Annotated in this window: 20 protein-coding genes; 4 read left to right on the top strand and 16 right to left on the bottom strand. The window is 58.6% G+C overall.

Translation table 11 applies throughout. The annotated features are described in order from the left end of the window. Positions 1 to 35: 35 nt before the first annotated feature. The 8 genes from murB to AAFM31_RS00590 all read right to left on the bottom strand — a co-directional run bounded on the left by murB (position 36) and on the right by AAFM31_RS00590 (position 6,945). A complete protein-coding gene (gene murB, locus AAFM31_RS00555) occupies positions 36 to 1,061 on the bottom strand; it encodes a UDP-N-acetylmuramate dehydrogenase (RefSeq protein ID WP_341705948.1) in 1,026 nt (341 codons plus the stop codon). Continuing rightward, the gene (locus AAFM31_RS00560; RefSeq protein ID WP_341706136.1) at positions 1,058 to 1,516 is read right to left on the bottom strand and encodes a low molecular weight protein-tyrosine-phosphatase; all 459 of its coding nucleotides are present in this window, start codon (positions 1,514 to 1,516) and stop codon (positions 1,058 to 1,060) included. The genes murB and AAFM31_RS00560 overlap by 4 nt, the downstream gene beginning before the upstream one ends. Beyond that, on the bottom strand, positions 1,516 to 2,274 hold the full coding sequence (kdsB, locus tag AAFM31_RS00565; protein ID WP_371832989.1) for a 3-deoxy-manno-octulosonate cytidylyltransferase: 759 nt from the start codon (positions 2,272 to 2,274) through the stop codon (positions 1,516 to 1,518). Before kdsB ends, AAFM31_RS00560 begins: the two co-directional genes overlap by 1 nt. Positions 2,275 to 2,276: 2 nt before the next feature. Beyond that, positions 2,277 to 2,462, bottom strand: coding sequence for a Trm112 family protein (locus AAFM31_RS00570; protein WP_341705949.1), 186 nt, complete (start codon positions 2,460 to 2,462; stop codon positions 2,277 to 2,279). Between the two features lie 3 nt (positions 2,463 to 2,465). Further along, the gene (lpxK, locus tag AAFM31_RS00575; RefSeq protein WP_341705950.1) at positions 2,466 to 3,491 is read right to left on the bottom strand and encodes a tetraacyldisaccharide 4'-kinase; all 1,026 of its coding nucleotides are present in this window, start codon (positions 3,489 to 3,491) and stop codon (positions 2,466 to 2,468) included. Then, a complete protein-coding gene (locus AAFM31_RS00580) occupies positions 3,488 to 3,922 on the bottom strand; it encodes a biopolymer transporter ExbD (RefSeq protein WP_341705951.1) in 435 nt (144 codons plus the stop codon). The genes lpxK and AAFM31_RS00580 overlap by 4 nt, the downstream gene beginning before the upstream one ends. A 2-nt stretch (positions 3,923 to 3,924) precedes the next feature. Beyond that, positions 3,925 to 4,608 carry a MotA/TolQ/ExbB proton channel family protein gene (locus tag AAFM31_RS00585; RefSeq protein ID WP_341705952.1) on the bottom strand — a complete coding sequence of 228 codons (684 nt, stop codon included), beginning with the start codon at positions 4,606 to 4,608 and terminating at the stop codon, positions 3,925 to 3,927. Positions 4,609 to 4,692: 84 nt separating this feature from the next. Beyond that, the gene (locus AAFM31_RS00590) at positions 4,693 to 6,945 is read right to left on the bottom strand and encodes a DNA internalization-related competence protein ComEC/Rec2 (protein WP_341705953.1); all 2,253 of its coding nucleotides are present in this window, start codon (positions 6,943 to 6,945) and stop codon (positions 4,693 to 4,695) included. Between the two features lie 93 nt (positions 6,946 to 7,038). On the opposite strand from AAFM31_RS00590, the gene AAFM31_RS00595 reads away from it, so the two are divergent. Further along, entirely contained in the window at positions 7,039 to 7,569 is a 531-nt protein-coding gene (locus AAFM31_RS00595) for a DUF2062 domain-containing protein (RefSeq protein ID WP_341705954.1), read from the top strand. A gap of 4 nt (positions 7,570 to 7,573) precedes the next feature. Here the strand turns inward: AAFM31_RS00595 and lolD are convergent, their stop codons facing one another. After that, positions 7,574 to 8,254, bottom strand: a complete 681-nt coding sequence (gene lolD / locus AAFM31_RS00600; RefSeq protein ID WP_341705955.1) for a lipoprotein-releasing ABC transporter ATP-binding protein LolD — start codon at positions 8,252 to 8,254, stop codon at positions 7,574 to 7,576. Next, a complete protein-coding gene (locus AAFM31_RS00605; protein WP_341705956.1) occupies positions 8,247 to 9,491 on the bottom strand; it encodes a lipoprotein-releasing ABC transporter permease subunit in 1,245 nt (414 codons plus the stop codon). The genes lolD and AAFM31_RS00605 overlap by 8 nt, the downstream gene beginning before the upstream one ends. A 112-nt stretch (positions 9,492 to 9,603) precedes the next feature. On the opposite strand from AAFM31_RS00605, the gene AAFM31_RS00610 reads away from it, so the two are divergent. The 3 genes from AAFM31_RS00610 to AAFM31_RS00620 are packed head-to-tail and all read left to right on the top strand — an operon-like array spanning position 9,604 to position 11,209. Beyond that, positions 9,604 to 10,164, top strand: coding sequence for a PilZ domain-containing protein (locus tag AAFM31_RS00610; RefSeq protein ID WP_341705957.1), 561 nt, complete (start codon positions 9,604 to 9,606; stop codon positions 10,162 to 10,164). Positions 10,165 to 10,177: 13 nt separating this feature from the next. Beyond that, on the top strand, positions 10,178 to 10,471 hold the full coding sequence (locus AAFM31_RS00615) for a phosphodiesterase (RefSeq protein ID WP_341705958.1): 294 nt from the start codon (positions 10,178 to 10,180) through the stop codon (positions 10,469 to 10,471). A 6-nt stretch (positions 10,472 to 10,477) separates the two neighbouring features. Beyond that, positions 10,478 to 11,209, top strand: a complete 732-nt coding sequence (locus AAFM31_RS00620; RefSeq protein WP_341705959.1) for a glycerophosphodiester phosphodiesterase — start codon at positions 10,478 to 10,480, stop codon at positions 11,207 to 11,209. Positions 11,210 to 11,224: 15 nt separating this feature from the next. On the opposite strand, the gene sthA is transcribed toward AAFM31_RS00620, so the two are convergent. Genes sthA through AAFM31_RS00650 form a run of 6 tightly spaced genes read right to left on the bottom strand, consistent with a single transcriptional unit; the run spans position 11,225 to position 16,476 of the window. Further along, positions 11,225 to 12,622 carry a Si-specific NAD(P)(+) transhydrogenase gene (gene sthA, locus AAFM31_RS00625; RefSeq protein ID WP_341705960.1) on the bottom strand — a complete coding sequence of 466 codons (1,398 nt, stop codon included), beginning with the start codon at positions 12,620 to 12,622 and terminating at the stop codon, positions 11,225 to 11,227. Positions 12,623 to 12,678: 56 nt separating this feature from the next. Continuing rightward, a complete protein-coding gene (gene nqrM, locus AAFM31_RS00630; RefSeq protein WP_341705961.1) occupies positions 12,679 to 12,921 on the bottom strand; it encodes a (Na+)-NQR maturation NqrM in 243 nt (80 codons plus the stop codon). Between the two features lie 3 nt (positions 12,922 to 12,924). Then, on the bottom strand, positions 12,925 to 13,947 hold the full coding sequence (locus AAFM31_RS00635) for an FAD:protein FMN transferase (protein WP_341705962.1): 1,023 nt from the start codon (positions 13,945 to 13,947) through the stop codon (positions 12,925 to 12,927). A 3-nt stretch (positions 13,948 to 13,950) separates the two neighbouring features. After that, positions 13,951 to 15,174: an NADH:ubiquinone reductase (Na(+)-transporting) subunit F gene (gene nqrF / locus AAFM31_RS00640; protein ID WP_371832990.1), complete on the bottom strand. Its 1,224-nt coding sequence runs from the start codon at positions 15,172 to 15,174 to the stop codon at positions 13,951 to 13,953. 15 nt (positions 15,175 to 15,189) lie between these two features. Further along, positions 15,190 to 15,798 (bottom strand): NADH:ubiquinone reductase (Na(+)-transporting) subunit E, encoded by a 609-nt coding sequence (gene nqrE, locus AAFM31_RS00645; RefSeq protein ID WP_083726043.1) that lies wholly within the window; start codon positions 15,796 to 15,798, stop codon positions 15,190 to 15,192. 6 nt (positions 15,799 to 15,804) lie between these two features. Further along, positions 15,805 to 16,476 carry an NADH:ubiquinone reductase (Na(+)-transporting) subunit D gene (locus AAFM31_RS00650; protein WP_371832991.1) on the bottom strand — a complete coding sequence of 224 codons (672 nt, stop codon included), beginning with the start codon at positions 16,474 to 16,476 and terminating at the stop codon, positions 15,805 to 15,807. Positions 16,477 to 16,478 lie beyond the last annotated feature (2 nt).

The raw sequence follows: 16,478 nt of genomic DNA on the forward strand, positions 1-16,478 counted from the left end.
TCGCATCCCCTTTTTTGTGCCTCGTGATTGGCGACCTAGCCACCAACCACTGGCGGCTCCTGCTCTAGCAGCACACCATAGCGCTGCAGCACATCCTGCCTGATCTTCTCCGCCAGACCGAGCACTTGGGCACCAGTACCCCCACCCGGATTCACCAGCACCAACGCCTGCTCGCTATGCACCCCGACCGGCCCATCCCTGAAGCCCTTCCAACCCGCCTGATCAATCAGCCAACCCGCTGCCAGCTTCACCTGGCCATCGGTCTGCAGAAACTGAGGCATGGAAGGAAACTGCGCCGCCAGCGCACTTGCCACCGATGCAGAAACCAAGGGGTTCTTGAAAAAACTCCCGGCATTAGGCATCACTGACGGGTCTGGCAGTTTACTGCGACGAATCGACATCACCAGTTGGGCGACAACCCGCGCGTCGGGCCGGGCCAAACCTGTCGCCGCCCAAGCTGCAGCCAGCGGCGCGTAATCCACTCGCAACTGCGCATGGGTATGCAAGCGCAAGCGAACCCGAAGAATCACATAACGCCCAACCTCGCGCTTGAACACGCTGTCGCGATAGGCGAATTCGCACTCCTCCAGTGAGAAACCACGGATCTCACCCGTTTCCCGATCCAGCGCATCCAGGCTATCGAACAGGTCGCGCACCTCAACACCATAGGCGCCAATGTTTTGTACCGGGGCGGCCCCCACAGTCCCCGGAATCAGGGCCAGGTTCTCCAGGCCACTCAAGCCCAGATCCAACGACCAACCCACCAAACGATGCCAGTTTTCTCCGGCCTCAGCCTCGACCAATACGGCGTCGCCGTCACGCTTCAGAACCCGTCGCCCCCGGCTGCACATAACCAACACCAGACCTGGGACCGGCCCTGCCAACACGACGTTGCTACCGCCGCCCAACAAGGTAACAGGCCAACCGTGAGCATCAGCCAGTGCCAGCGCCTCACGCAGCTGGGCATCAGACTCCACCCGCACCAAGCGCTCTGCACGCTCACTGATGGCCATGCTATTAAACGGCTGCAGATCAGCGTCAGACTCCAGCGCCAGCATCAACGCGCCACCTCGTCCAACAACGCAGCAGATGCCGCCTCCAGCATGTCGAGCACCTGCTCAAACCCCTGGTCACCACCAAAATATGGGTCCGGCACTTCCGCCGGCCAAGACGGCGCATAGCTCATGAATAGTCGAATCTGCGCTGCGCAATTGCTCGGTGCCACCCGCAACAAGTTTTCCAGGTTGCTCCGATCCATCGCCAAGATCAGGTCAAACTCTTGAAAGTCTGCCGAGCGCACCGCGCGAGCACGCTGCGCGCTGAGATCATAGCCACGGCGGCGAGCTGCTGCCTGCGCGCGCCGGTCTGGCGCCTCCCCGGCGTGGTAGCCGCCAGTTCCGGCGGAGTCGACCTCGAACTGCGCCTGCAAGCCACGCTCAACGAGCATTGACTCAAACACCCCCTGCGCAGTGGGCGAGCGACAAATGTTGCCCAGGCAAACAAAAAGAACGCGCATCATGCCTGCCCCAACAACTTCCGCACGCGCTCAAGATCTTCAGCGGTATCGACGCCGGCCGGCAGCATTTCACAGGCATCGGCAACATGAATACGAGTACCGAACCAGAGTGCTCGCAACTGCTCCAGCGACTCAGCCGTCTCCAGCGGACTGGCGGGCCAGCCGACATACGCGTGCAGGAAACTGACTTTGTAGGCATAAATACCGACGTGACGTCGGAATGGAATACCCTCCGGCAGTTCAGCCGGACCGCTGGCGAACTGATCACGACACCAGGGCATGGGCGCACGACTGAAGTACAGTGCATATCCCTGATGATCACAGACCACTTTCACTGCATTGGGATTGAACAGCGTTTCGCTGTCGTGAATCGGCTCCGCCAGCGTCGCGATACCGGCCTCTTGCGCCGCGATCAGGTTGGCAGCGACCTGATCGATCACAGCCGGAGGAATCATCGGCTCGTCACCCTGGACGTTAACCACACAGGCATCGTCCGGCAGCCCCAGCTGGCTGACCACTTCCTGCAGCCGATCAGTACCGGTCGGATGATCAGCGCGGGTCATGATCGCCTTGGCTCCGAAGGCGGCACAGGCGTCCATGATGCGTTGATCATCAGTCGCGACAATGACCGACGCCGCACCGCTCTTGCAGGCCTGCTGCCATACGTGCTGAACCATAGGCTTGCCATCGATCAGCTGCAAAGGCTTACCTGGCAGACGGGTGGAGGCATAGCGAGCGGGAATAATGACGTGAAACATGCTCAGTCACCCAGCTTTTCGTCAGCATCCAGCGCGCGCGCTTCGGTTTCCAGCATCACCGGAATACCGTCACGCACCGGAAACGCCAGACCATCAGCACGACACCACAACTCCTGCTTGTCGCTACTCAGCACCAGCGGCCCCTTGCACAGGGGGCAGGCGAGCACATCCAGCAATTTAGGATCCATCAGTTACTCCTGCTCTATTTTTTCGGAATGAGGCACCGACAACAAATTCAGCAGCGCCGCCTCAAAAGTCTCACTCAGGTGCGCCTCAACACTGAGGTACCACCAGTTAACTTGCGCCAGCCCCGCGCACTTTACTGCGTCCTTCTCGGTCATAAGCACCGGACGATCGCCCGGCAACGACTCCAGTATGGACGCGTCGTAGTGCGCGTGATCGGGAAAAATGCGGGTATCAAACGTGAAGGCAAGGGATTCTAGGGTGCGAAAGAACCGCTGTGGATTGCCAATACCTGCCATCGCCGTCACCTGACGTGGACCGGGCCAGCGCACCGCCGCAATCCGCTCGCCGGTTGCAAGGTTGATCAGCGTCTGCGGCAACAACTGCATAGAGAAGCCGTTGGAGGAGTCACCGGGGGCACCATTTCTAACCACCAAATCAACCGACTCCAGCCGTTCAGCCGGCTCTCGCAGCGGGCCCTCTGGCAGGCAGCGCGCGTTACCGAGTCCGCGCTCGTGGTCCAGCATCACCAGCTCAACAGTGCGCCCCAACGCATAGTGCTGAAGACCATCATCACTGATGATCAGATCAACATCAGCCGAAGCAAGCAGATGCCTCGCCGCCGCGGGACGATCGGGATCAATAACCAGTGGAACACCACAGCGACGCACCAGCAGAGACGGCTCATCACCGCAAACAGCGGGGTCGTCCGTCGCCGATACCATCCAGGGAAAATGCGGCGGCTTGGCCCCGTAGCCACGACTGATAACGCCGACACGGTAGCCCTGCGCACGCAAAAATTCGATCAACCAGAGCACCATCGGCGTTTTGCCGGTGCCGCCAACGGTGATATTGCCCACTACGATCAGCGGCACAGGCGGCTGCCACTGGTCACGCTCACCACTCAGATAAGCGTGGCGGCGACGCGCCGCAACTCGGCAATACAAAGCAGACAAGGGGCGCAGCAACCAAAGCCAGGCAGCCTTGCCGTACCAAGCCCGCAGCAGCCGCTGCTCAAGCGACTGACTGCTCACTTACCTGCGTCCGCCTCAATTTCGCTGGTTGTCAGACGCAAGCGATTGAAGCCGAGCTGCCCTGCCGCATCCATTGCCGTGATCACAAACTGATGAGGTGTCTGACCATCGGCGGTAATCACCAACGGCAACTGATTGTCCCCACCGGACTCTTTTTGCAGCGCGGCCATAAGAGTTTTGAGATCCGAAGCAATCAGAGTGCGATCATTCAATGCCATCTCACCTGACGCATTGATGGTCAGTTCCAGTTGCGTGACCGTACGGTCTTCCACCCGCTCACCCGACACCGCCTCAGGCAGATCCAGCTTGAGCTGGGTTTCACGGGTGAAGGTGGTCGACACCATGAAAAAGATCAGCAGCAGGAACACGACGTCGATCAGCGGGGTCAGGTTGACGCTGACCTCTTCTATTTTCTGCCGACGAAAGTTCACGCTCAGGCCCCCTTGCCGCCGACCGCAGCTTTGCGACCGTTGCCGTTGCCGTTGCCGTTGCCGTTGCCGTTAAAGTCGACCTCACGGTTACCCTGCATGACCTCTACCAGCTTGGTCGCTTCCTGCTCCATGGCGACCACCAGCTCATCGACACGGCGCACAAAGAAACGGTGGAAGAACACCGCAGGAATGGCGACGGTCAAACCAGCCGCAGTTGTGATCAAGGCCTTGGAGATACCACCAGCCAGCACCCCTGTGTTACCGGTGCCCTGGATCATGATCGCGCTGAACACGTCGATCATGCCGATTACGGTGCCCAGCAAACCCAGCAGCGGCGTAATCGCAGCAATGGTACCCAGCGTATTGAGGTAGCGCTCAAGCTCGTGGACCACCTTGCCGGCGGCCTCCTGAATACACTCTTTCATAATCTCGCGCCCGTGGCGCGAATTGGCCAGGCCCGCAGCCAGAATCTCGCCCAGTGGCGAGTCGGCACGCAACGCCTTCAGTTTTGCCGCATCCAGTTGACCATCCTTGACCCACCGCCAGACTTGGCCAAGCAGGTTGGCAGGCGCGACCCTACCGCTGCGCAACGCCCACAGACGCTCAATTACGATGGCCAATGCGATGACTGACGACAGGATGATGGGCAACATCAACCATCCGCCAGAACTGATCAATTCCCACACAAGCGATCCCTCCCCCAAAAACGTTGCCTACTCTAGCACAGCGTGCCGGCTCCAAGGCCCGCAAAACCAACGCACAACTGCTTGTTATTCGTGCCAGAAGCGCCTTGCCGCATCGCGCCAACGCCACTCCGGAACAACCGGCCGGACGGGGCTCAGAATAAAGCTGACCGCCCCGGAACCGCCAGTATAAATCGCTTCGCTGCCCAATTCGCGGTACCGCTCCACAACCTGCGGATGGGGGTGATTGAAGGCATTGTGGAAGCCAGCGCTGAATACCACCCACTCAGGACTCACGCGCCGAATGAACGCATAGCTGGAAGAGCTGCGACTGCCATGATGTGGCGCCAGCACAACCTCGGATGGCGCAAGTTGCCCCAGCAACAGTGACTCGTCAGCCTTACTGATATCGCCAGGCAGCAACGCTGAGCGGGTACCAGCCGAGATCTGCAGCACGCAGGAGCGGGCATTACCATCCTCACCAGTGGACCGGGCCTGTAACAGACGAAAGCGCACGCCGTCCCATAACCACTCTTCCCCCGAACGACAGGCTTCAGCAGACAGCCCGTCGGGCAAGCGATCCGCCTCGCCGCTGACAATACGCCTCGGCGGGACCAACCGAGCCAACGCCATAGCGCCCCCAGCATGATCTGTGTCGGCGTGACTGAGCAGCAACAGGTCCAGCTTACCCAGACCAAAGCTGAGTAGCGCAGGCCCCACGACAGCCTCCCCAAGGTCAAAGCCGCTGGCTAGGCGCGCACCTGCATCGTAAAGCAGATCATGATTGGCGGTCTGCACCAGCACCGAAAGTCCCTGCCCCACATCCAGGATGACAATACGAGCCTCACCCGGCTCAGGTCGTTGCTGCTCGGGCAGGATCAACGGCAACAGACATAACAGCGCCAGCGGGCGCAACAGGGCAACCGGTAACAGCCAGGCAACGACTCCAGCCATCGCAATCAACCAAGCAACCCAGCCCGGAAACGGTATCCTTAGCACGTCCGCCCACTCCGCTACCCAGCCCAGTGCCAGCAGCAGGAGATTCAGCAAATGGGCAGCCAGCAGGAGCGGGCCATCCAACCCCGCCATAAGCTGCAACGCGGCCCCAAACAGCGCCGCAGGGACAACAAACAGACTTACCCAAGGAATTGCCAGCAGGTTAACCAGCATCGCCACCCCGCTAGCGGGCAATCCCCACAACAGCAGAAACGGCCACAGGCCGATAAACGCAACCCACTGCGCCCTGCCCCAGCGCCACCATAGGCTGCGTGCGTGCAAGCGCCCGCCCATCCCTAGTAACAACAACCCCACCGCCATGAACGACAACCAGTAGCCCGCTCGCAACGGCGCCGCAGGATTGATCGCAGTGACAATGACCATCGCGGCCAACCACAGATCAACGGCAGGTAAGCGCCGCCGCCACAGTTTGAGCAACAGCACCAGCAAACACATCAGTAGTGCACGCTGCACCGGCACCCCCATTCCGGCGAGCCCCGCATAGCCCGTAGCAGCGAGCAAAGCGACAGGCGCGCTCAACCACAGCTGCGGCCGCGACCAGCCTGTTGGCACCATACGCAACACCAACCCAGCGAGCAGGAAGACCGCTGCCGCCAGCATGCCAATGTGCAATCCAGAAATAACCAGCAAGTGCGTTGTTCCGGTCGACTGCAGACGATCCCAGTCGGTCGGGGCGAGCGCCTGCCGATCACCGGTCAGCAAAGCCAGCAACCGTGTCCCACCCTGAACGTCCGACAGTGACTTAGCCAGCTCTCGCTGTACCCAATCACGCCACTGCCCGAGTGCAGGGGCAGCGGATATACGCTCTCCCTGCTTAACACTACCGACCGCACCGATGCCCTGCGCATACAGCCATGATTCGTAGTCAAAGGCCCTAGGGTTACGCATTCCCCTGGGCCGCCGGAGGCGTGCATCAAACAGCCAGACCTCCCCTGCTGCCACTGCATCACCACCCCACCAGTGCAGTCGCATATCAGGTAACAGCCGTCCCTTATCATCATGCACATCCTGCAGCACGAAGCGCCAACCGGTTGCTGTCTGCGTCGGCAGCGAATCAATCCGGCCCTCGATCTTTACTAACTGGTTATCCAGCGCCTGCGGCAGGCGAGATTCAAGGGCACCTTGATGGAAGTAAAGCGACCAAGAGAGCGAGCAACTGAACAGCAGCAGGGCCGGTAGACAAGGCAGCGTGCGACGACGACACATCACGCCGAGCACGACAGCACCAAAGGCAAAAGGCGACCAAGGCGGTAGCACCTCGAGCAGCAGCGGACACAGCATTCCTGCCAGCAGACAAAGCAGCAGCAGACGCACATCACTCACGAAAACATCCTGTTTTCCTTTAGCTGTCAGGCAGTAGTGCCCGCCTGACAATCCATGCATAATTGGCGCACGCCAGCTAAACCGAACCCAGCGATGCCGCGCCGCTTACTCAAACGCATGATGCCCCATCCGGACCGGATCAAGGGCAGCAAGTCCCTGCAGTTCATGGGCAACCTGCTGCATGATCCGAATCTGTGGCATCTCAATCGACATAGCGTCTCGCGCGCCATGGCCGTCGGCCTGTTCGTTGCACTGATGCCAATACCACTGCAGATGGCCGTTGCCGCAGCAATCGCAATTCTGGTGCGCTCCAATCTACCGATTTCTGTCAGCCTGGTCTGGCTGACGAACCCCGTTACCATGCCACCTATTTTCTTCGCCCAGTATCAGGTGGGCGTGCTGCTGCTTGGCACATCAGAGCGCAGTATGCCGATGGAACTGTCAGTGACCTGGTTGATGGCAGAGCTGCACCACATCTGGCAGCCGCTGCTGCTGGGTTCTCTGGTGGTCGGGACGATAGTCGCCGCACTGGGCTATGTGCTGACGCTCTTGTATTGGCGGATGTGGGTGTCACGCAACTGGCAACGACGCAAATTGCGACGTCGTCGCCAGTCACCGGAGTGAAACGTCAGGCAGACAGCAATTGCCCCTGACGCAGAGTGAGAGTGCGGTCCATTTGAGCCGCTAGCGCAAGATCGTGGGTTACTACCAAAAATGCGGTTTTCAGGGTCTGACTTAGCTCCAGCATGAGCTGTTGAACACTTTCCGCCGTATCCTGATCAAGGTTACCAGTCGGCTCATCCAGCAGTACGCAGGCCGGCTGATTAATCAGTGCGCGGGCAATGGCCACCCTTTGCCGCTCGCCGCCAGACAGCTCTGCCGGCTTGTGACCGATTCGCTTACCCAGCCCAACGCGCTCCAGCATGGCAATGGCCCGTTCACGTGCCTCAGCGATCGGTGTGCGACCAATCAGCAACGGCATGCAAACGTTTTCCAACGCGCTGAATTCCGGCAGCAGATGATGGAATTGATAAACGAACCCCAGCTCTTCGTTCCGCAGCCGGCCGCGCTCCACTTCCTTCAGCGCCGACAGCTGGCGCCCGGCCAGTCTCACCTCGCCGGAGGTCGGCGTGTCCAGCCCTCCAAGCATGTTCAGCAAGGTCGTTTTACCTGACCCGGAACTGCCAACGATGGCGACTCGCTCACCGCGCTGCAGATGCAATTCGACATTGTTCAGCACCCGCAAATTCTGCGGCCCTACCGCGTAATCCTTGCACAGGTTACGGCACTCAAGAACGAGATCAGTCATAGCGCAGCGCCTCCGCAGGCTCGGTTCGTGACGCCCGCCAAGCGGGATACAGAGTGGCAAGAAAGCTGAGACTCAGCGCAGTAACGCAGATAACCACCACATCACTCCAGATCAACTGGGACGGCAGGTAACTGATGAAATAGACGTCCGAACTAAGGAACTGAATACCCAGCACACGCTCCAGCCAGGCCACCATGTCGGAGACGTTCAGCGCAGCCAGCACACCCAAAACACCGCCGCTAAGCGTGCCGACGACGCCGATCAACGAGCCCTGGACCATGAAAATCCCCATTATCGCCCCAGGCGTGGCGCCCAACGTGCGCAGAATGGCGATATCAGCCTTTTTGTCGGTTACCACCATCACCAGCGTCGAAATGATGTTGAAGGCGGCGACCGCAACGATCAGCATCAGTAGCAGACCAATCATGGTCTTCTCCATCTTGATCGCAGCGAAGAGGTTACCGTGGGTGCGGGTCCAGTCCTGGGCGTAGTAGTCGCCCGGTAGCTCACGCACCAGATCCCAGGCGACCTGAGGGGCCTCAAACAGGTTCTTCAACTTGAGCCGCACGCCTTGGACCTGCCCCGGCTCCCAACGACTGAGACGCGCTGCGTCATCGACGTGAATCATAGCCAATGACGCATCCAACTCAGCGCCCACCTTAAAGACACCAGTCACCGTGAAACGCTTAAGACGCGGAAAGACGCCTGCCGGCGTAACCGAGGCTTCCGGCAGCACGAACGTAAGTTTATCGCCTACCGCCACGTTGAAACGCTTGGCAATAAGCTCTCCAATGACGATGCCAAACTCGCCGGCCGCCAGATTATCCAACGAGCCCGACTGCATGTGATTTTCCAAAATCGACACGCGCTTCTCCGCCTGCGGCTCGATACCGTTAACCAGTACCGGCGCAACGCTGCCGTTATGCGTCAACATGCCTTGCAGCTGAATGAACGGAGCGGTGCCAACAACCTTGGGGTTCTGCTCGAAGCGCTCTGCCAGCGAACGCCAATCACTGATCGGCTGGTAACCGTTGATGGTCGCGTGCGGCACCATCCCGAGAATCCGCGTGCGCAGCTCACGATCGAAGCCGTTCATGACTGACAGCACCAAAATCATGACCATGACACCCAGCGTCAGCCCCAACATGGAGATCAGCGAAATGAAAGAAATGAAATGGTTGCGCCGCTTGGCGCGGGTGTAGCGCAGGCCAATAAAAAAGGGTAAAGGTCTGAACATGAAAAGCCGGTTACCTTATGCTCCGGCCGCAGCCGGTGAATTTTGAGCGACATGTTACACTGAACATCACAGCCTGGTCAGCGCCTGCCAGCGGCGCGAAAAGAGAATCGCCATGCACACAGACCATGAAGATAGCCGCGAGTTCTTCCGCATTCAGGATCAAATTCACCTGGACTGCAAGCCTATAGCAGGCCCTGACGAAGATTTAGGCTCACGCCAGAGCGCACTGTTCAACCTGCTCGCTGATCTGCACATGCTCGACTACGAGTCGCAGCACCTGCTACGTCAGATCAGCGAACGCGACCGAGCCATGGCTCAATACCTGAAAATCATCAACAAACGCATCGACCTGCTCGGCAAAACGCTGGCCCTTGAGCTCGGCGACGATCTGGGCGAGCCCCAGAATGTCACGCTCAGCGAAGGCGGTGTCGACTTTCAGAGTGGCACAGCATACCCGGTCGACAGCTGGGTCGCAGCGCGGCTGGTTTTACTGCCGGCGCCGCTGGGCTTGGCGATCCCGGCCCGCGTGGTGCGTTGCGAGCCCACCGGACTCCCTGATCGCTGGCATATCGCGTTGAACTTCGACCTGCTCAATGATGCCCAACGCCAACTACTGGCAAGACACATTTTGCAGAAACAGGCGCAAGACATCCGCGCTGCCAAATCAACCTGAAAGGAACTCCGAGATGAAAGCCACCTATTCACTGCTGTTTTGCGCTTGCCTGGCACTGGCTGGCACCGCACAAGCAGACACCCTTCGTATCCCCGTTGGCGAGCAGGCCGGGGGCCAGCAGGCGCCGCTCCCTCAGCGCGGAGCCACCTTTGATAGCGTCACTGCGCGCTGGGGCGAACCCAGCAAGCGCCACGCCGCCGTTGGCCAACCACCGATCACCCGCTGGGACTATCCGGGCTTCAGCGTCTACTTCGAGTACAACAAGGTCATAGACAGCGTACGTCAGCACGCCCCCAAGGCGCCCTGATCTGAAATGACCCTGATTTACGGACATCGTGGTGCTCGAGCAGAAGCACCAGAAAATACCCTGCCCAGTTTTCGCAAAGCACTTGATGCGGGCGTCACGCGCGTTGAACTTGACCTGCACCTGTCTGCAGACCAGCAGTTGATGGTGATACACGACCCGACCCTGAAGCGGACCACCGGCCTGCGCGGCAAGGTAGCCCAGCACACCGCGGCAGAGCTATCGCGCATCGACGCACGCCTCGGCCTTCCCGGCTGGCCCACCCCCTGCCCCATTCCAACCCTGGAGCAGCTCCTGCAGCAATGCCCGGAGATCCAGCACTACCAGCTGGAGGTGAAAAGCGGCTCAGAGCGCCAGTCGCGCATTGTACTGGATGCAATCGCCAGCCTTACCGAGCAATACAAGCTGCAGGACAAGGCCGTCGTAACTTCCTCCAGTCGCACACTGCTGCGCTTTGCCAAGCGTAGTAACTTTCTGCTGCCAACCGGCTTGGTGGAAGAATACGGCCTGCTTGATCCGGTAAAAAGCGCTCGGCGCTACGGCTGCGAGTACCTGATTCTTAACTGGAAACTCTGCAACGAAAACCGACTGCGCGAGGCACAAGCCGCAGGTTTACACGTCTCGGTGTGGACGGTAAATGACCCAGCATTGATGCGCAAGCTTGCGGAGATGGGCGTTGACAGCCTCATTACTGACGCGCCGAAGCTGGCAATGACAGTACTGGATCAGGGGCGCGGATAACGCGCCCCTGATTAGTCAGAACAACCGGTTGAGACCATCGAGAGCGGCTACGCGGTAAGCCTCTGCCATCGTTGGATAGTTGAACGTGGTATTTACGAAGTAGTTGATGGTGTTGGCGCCATCCTGCTGGTTCATGATCGCCTGACCAATGTGGACAATCTCGGCCGCCTGATCACCAAAACAGTGAATGCCGAGCACTTCCAGCGTTTCGCGATGGAACAGGATTTTCAGCAGACCCACTGGCTCACCACTGATCTGGGCGCGCGCGATACTCTTGAAGAACGCCTGCCCAATCTCGTAGGGCACGCATGCATCGGTCAGCTCCCGCTCGGTTTTACCCAATGAGCTGATCTCGGGAATGGTGTAGATACCCGTCGGCACGTCATCAACAAACCGCCAGCCATCGTTACTGACGATATTGCCGGCAGCAGAACGCCCCTGGTCAAACGCGGCGCTCGCCAGACTCGGCCAACCGATCACGTCACCAACGGCATAAACATTCGGCACAGTCGTGCGGTAGTTCTCGTCCACCTCAAGCTGGCCGCGCCCATTCGGGTGCAAACCGACATTCTCCAGCCCTAGCCCATCGGTATTACCGGTACGCCCGTTACACCAGAGCAAAGCATCAGCCTTCAGCCGCTTGCCAGATTTGAGCTGCAGCACCACGCCACGGTTATCCAACCCCTCGATTTTCTCGTATTCCTCATTGTGCCTGATCAGCACGCTGCTATTACGCAGGTGATAACTCAGCGCATCGGAGATCTCATCATCGAGGAAGCTGAGCAGCCGGTCGCGTGTATCAATCAGATCGACCTTCACACCCAGACCGCAGAAAATCGACGCGTACTCGCAACCGATTACGCCGGCGCCATAGATAATCAGCGTACGCGGCGTATGGTTAAGTTTAAGGATGGTATCGCTGTCATAGATTCGCGGGTGACCAAAGTTGACATCTGCGGGGCGATACGGACGCGAACCGGTGGCAATGATCACCTCCTTGGCAATCAACTTTTCGACCGCGCCGGAGCCATCAACGACGTCGATAGTGTGCTCGTTAGCAAAGCTGCCCTTGCCAAAAAACACATCGACCCGATTGCGCGCGTAATAACTGGTTCGCGAAGCAACCTGTTTGTTCATCACCTTTTCTGCGCTGCGCAGCACATCTGGAAAGGAGAACCAGCGTGGCTCACCAATCTGACGGAACATCGGATTGGTGTTGAACTGAATGATCTGCTTGACCGAGTAACGCAACGCTTTGGAGGGAATGGTTCCCAGATGAGTGCAGTTGCCGCCCACTTCCCTGCGCTCCTCAACCACGGCCACCTTGCGGCCGTGCTTGGCGGCGTTCATCGCCGCGCCTTCACCTGCAGGGCCGGAGCCCAACACCACCACGTCGTAGTTATATACGGCCATTCAGTCTGATCCTTGTATCACGGAAAAAGAGGGTGCCACGTGCCGCTGGTGGATCACTAGTCGACCTTGGTCGCGTCGCGGCCGAGATCCGTATTCAGGGGGCGTTGCGGGACACCGGCATTGGCACTGGCTTCCTCACATTTGGTGGTATCACCACCACAGATACCACAGGCCTTGTCGACGCCGACAGCGCCGATACCACCACACGAGCCCGCAATCGGCTTGCGGCCCATCATCACACCAACGGCCATGCCCGCCACACACAGCAGCATGAGCACAAAGGCCAATAACCAAACCATGTTTTACTCCTTGCCCTGGGTAAGGGCATCAAAGTGAGGAGTTACCCTGGATTGAAAGGTCTCTCCATCGCGAACCACAAAGAACGCGGCGATGTTATGGGCTACAGCATAATCCCATCCCGCCTCTTCGCCCATGATCATGAGCAATGTTGACAAGCCATCAGCCCGCGCAGCAGAGGGGTCAAGCACCGTAACAGCAGCCAGCTTGTGCATCACAGGTCGCCCGGTACGCGCATCAAACGTATGCGAAAAACGCTGACCTTCAAGCTCGAAGTAATTGCGGTAGTCACCCGAGGTAGAAACGCCCTCTCCATCAAGCGACAGAATCATCTGCGCTACGCGGTTATCATCACGGGGCTCCTCAATGGCGATCCGCCAAGGCCTATCGCCTGGCTTGCGGCCAACCGCTTTCAGCTCTCCGGTCATCTCAACCATGTAGTTTTTGATGCCATAGTGCTCAAGACGTTCAGAAACCCGGTCAACCATATAGCCGGCCCCTACGCTGCTCAGTTCAACTGTCAGCGCGACATCCTTGCACAGCTGAGAACCACGAACGTGCAGGTGCTGCTGACCGACCGTCTGCATGGTTTGCGCAAGCTGATCCGCATCAGGAACGGTCTGCAGCTGCGGATCACCATGGAAGCCCCACAGTTTCAGTAGAGGGCCAATGGTGATGTCGAATGCACCGCCGCTGTCATGACTAAGCTCTTTCGACAATTTGACCAGATCGAGAGCAGACGCCGGCATTTCCATGCAGGCTCCTGCAGGCGCCGCGTTGAAACGGGCCAAATCGGAGTCGGAGCGCCAGGTAGAGACCTCCTGGTCAAAACGGGCAAGCATGTCGTCGATATCTGCCTGCAGCGTCTCGGCATCAGGCCCATCTTCTACAGGCACCCACTTGATCGAGTAGGTGCTGCCCATGGTCGCGCCATAGATTTCCGAAACCGGGTCTACAGAATTGAAACAGCCCGTTAGGGCTGTTGCCAGGGCAACAGCAATAACGGGCCGGATAACGCTCAGACGCATGTACTAGCCGCCGAAGTCGTCTAGCAGGATGTTCTCAGGCTCGACGCCAAGGTCCTGCAGCATCTTGATCACGGATGCGTTCATCATCGGCGGTCCACACATGTAGAACTCGCAGTCCTCGGGAGCCGGATGGTCCTTCAGATAGTTCTCGAACAACACGTTGTGGATGAAACCGGTCGGGCCTTCCCAGTTATCTTCCGGCAGCGGATCGGACAGTGCCAGATGCCACTTGAAGTTGTCGTTCTCGGCCGCCAGCTGATCGTACTCTTCAACATAGAAGGCTTCACGCAGTGAACGAGCACCGTACCAGAAGCTCATCTTGCGCTTGGAGTTCAGACGCTTGAGCTGATCGAAAATGTGCGAGCGCATCGGCGCCATACCGGCACCACCGCCGATGAAGACCATTTCGGCATCGGTGTCCTTGGCAAAAAACTCACCAAACGGACCGTAAACGGTAACCTTGTCACCCGGCTTGAGCGAGAACACCCAGGAGGACATCTTACCCGGCGGCAGATCATCACGACCGGGCGGCGGCGACGCCACACGGATGTTGAACTTCACCAGCCCCTTCTCTTCCGGGTAGTTAGCCATGGAGTAAGCACGGATGGTGGTTTCATCTACCTTGGAGACATACTTCCACAGGTTGAACTTGTCCCAGTCACCGCGGAATTCCGGCTGAATGTCGAAATCTTTATAGTGAACTTCGTGCGGCGGGCATTCCAGCTGCACATAGCCGCCAGCGCGGAAGTCGACGTTCTCGCCTTCCGGCAGCTTCAGCGTCAGCTCCTTGATGAAGGTCGCTACGTTCGGGTTGGACTCAACGGTGCACTCCCACTTCTTCACACCGAAGACTTCTTCCGGAACCTCAATCTTCATATCCTGCTTGACCGGAGTCTGGCAGGACAGACGCCAGCCTTCTTTGGCTTCGCGCTTGGTGAAGTGCGACTCCTCGGTCGGCAGCATCTCGCCACCGCCGCTTTCAACGATGCACTTGCACTGAGCGCAAGTACCGCCGCCGCCGCAAGCGGAAGACAGGAAGATGCCGTTGGCAGACAGCGTGTTCAACAGCTTCGAACCGGCAGCAACGGTAACCGTACGCTCACCATTGATCTCGATGGTGACGTCGCCGCTGCTGACCAGCTTGGAACGGGCAATCAGAATGATGGCAACCAGCGACAACACGATCGCGGTAAACATCCCGACGCCCAGATAAATTTCCATGTTCATCAGTTACAGCTCCTCTTACAGTTGCACGCCGGAGAAGGACATGAAGCCCAGCGACATCAGACCAACAGTAATGAAGGTGATGCCCAGACCACGGAGCCCGTCCGGTACATCGCTGTACTTGAGCTTCTCACGGATACCCGCCAGCGCAACAATGGCCAGCGCCCAGCCGATACCGGCACCAGCACCATAGACCACGCTCTCTCCGAATGCGTAATCGCGCTCAACCATGAACAGGGACGCACCCATGATTGCGCAGTTAACGGTAATCAGCGGCAGGAACACACCCAGAGCGTTGTAGAGCGCAGGCACGAACTTGTCGAGCAGCATCTCGAGGATCTGCACGATTGCCGCGATCACACCGATGTAGCTCAGCAGACCAAGGAAGCTCAGATCAACGTTCGGCATGCCAGCCCAGGCCAGCGCGCCATCCTTGAGCAGATAGGTGTAGATCAGGTTGTTGGCCGGAACCGTGATGGTCAGTACCACAACCACCGCAATACCCAGACCCAGAGCGGTCTGAACCTTCTTGGAGATAGCGATGAAAGTACACATCCCCAGGAAGAAGGCCAGCGCCATGTTTTCGACGAAGATCGCCCGCACCAGCAGGCTGATGTAATGTTCAATCATGGCTTACATGGCCTCCTTCATGGCGCGCGTCTGCGGAGCCATCTTGAACTCTGCAGCTTCCACCTGATCTTTCTTCCACGAGCGCAGTGCCCAAATGATCAGACCAATGATGAAGAACGCAGACGGCGGCAACAGCAGCAGACCGTTGGGCTGATACCAGCCACCGGCACTGACCAGCGGCAGAATTTCGATACCGAACAGTTTGCCGGCACCCAACAGCTCACGGATGACCGCAACACAGATCAGGATGAAGCTGTAACCCAGACCATTACCAACACCGTCCAGGAAGCTCATGTGCGGCGGGTTCTGCATCGCGAAGGCTTCGGCGCGACCCATCACGATACAGTTGGTGATGATCAGACCGACGAAGACCGAAAGCTGCTTGCTGATGCTGTAGGCATAAGCCTTGAGCACCTGATCTACCACGATCACCAGCGACGCGATAATCACCATCTGCACGATCATACGGATCGAACTGGGGATCTGGTTACGCACGATCGAAATGAAGAAGTTCGACAGCGCCGTTACCGAGGTCAGCGCGATACACATGACCAGGGTCACGCTCAGGCTGGTGGTAACCGCCAGTGCCGAGCAGATCCCGAGGATCTGCAGGGCAATCGGGTTGTTGCTGAAAATAGGCTCGAACAGAACCTGTTTTGCAGTGGCCTTAGCCATGA

Origin of the sequence: Halopseudomonas sp. (assembly GCF_038130085.1) — a bacterium.
Taxonomy (GTDB): Bacteria; Pseudomonadota; Gammaproteobacteria; order Pseudomonadales; family Pseudomonadaceae; genus Halopseudomonas.

Coding starts and splice junctions, on each gene's coding strand:
- AAFM31_RS00560 (WP_341706136.1), bottom strand. CDS start 1,516: ATGCGCGTTCTTTTTGTTTGCCTGGGCAACATTTGTCGCTCGCCCACT.
- kdsB (WP_371832989.1), bottom strand. CDS start 2,274: ATGTTTCACGTCATTATTCCCGCTCGCTATGCCTCCACCCGTCTGCCA.
- AAFM31_RS00570 (WP_341705949.1), bottom strand. CDS start 2,462: ATGGATCCTAAATTGCTGGATGTGCTCGCCTGCCCCCTGTGCAAGGGG.
- AAFM31_RS00595 (WP_341705954.1), top strand. CDS start 7,039: ATGCCGCGCCGCTTACTCAAACGCATGATGCCCCATCCGGACCGGATC.
- lolD (WP_341705955.1), bottom strand. CDS start 8,254: ATGACTGATCTCGTTCTTGAGTGCCGTAACCTGTGCAAGGATTACGCG.
- AAFM31_RS00605 (WP_341705956.1), bottom strand. CDS start 9,491: ATGTTCAGACCTTTACCCTTTTTTATTGGCCTGCGCTACACCCGCGCC.
- AAFM31_RS00610 (WP_341705957.1), top strand. CDS start 9,604: ATGCACACAGACCATGAAGATAGCCGCGAGTTCTTCCGCATTCAGGAT.
- AAFM31_RS00615 (WP_341705958.1), top strand. CDS start 10,178: ATGAAAGCCACCTATTCACTGCTGTTTTGCGCTTGCCTGGCACTGGCT.
- AAFM31_RS00620 (WP_341705959.1), top strand. CDS start 10,478: ATGACCCTGATTTACGGACATCGTGGTGCTCGAGCAGAAGCACCAGAA.
- sthA (WP_341705960.1), bottom strand. CDS start 12,622: ATGGCCGTATATAACTACGACGTGGTGGTGTTGGGCTCCGGCCCTGCA.
- nqrM (WP_341705961.1), bottom strand. CDS start 12,921: ATGGTTTGGTTATTGGCCTTTGTGCTCATGCTGCTGTGTGTGGCGGGC.
- AAFM31_RS00635 (WP_341705962.1), bottom strand. CDS start 13,947: ATGCGTCTGAGCGTTATCCGGCCCGTTATTGCTGTTGCCCTGGCAACA.
- nqrF (WP_371832990.1), bottom strand. CDS start 15,174: ATGAACATGGAAATTTATCTGGGCGTCGGGATGTTTACCGCGATCGTG.
- AAFM31_RS00650 (WP_371832991.1), bottom strand. CDS start 16,476: ATGGCTAAGGCCACTGCAAAACAGGTTCTGTTCGAGCCTATTTTCAGC.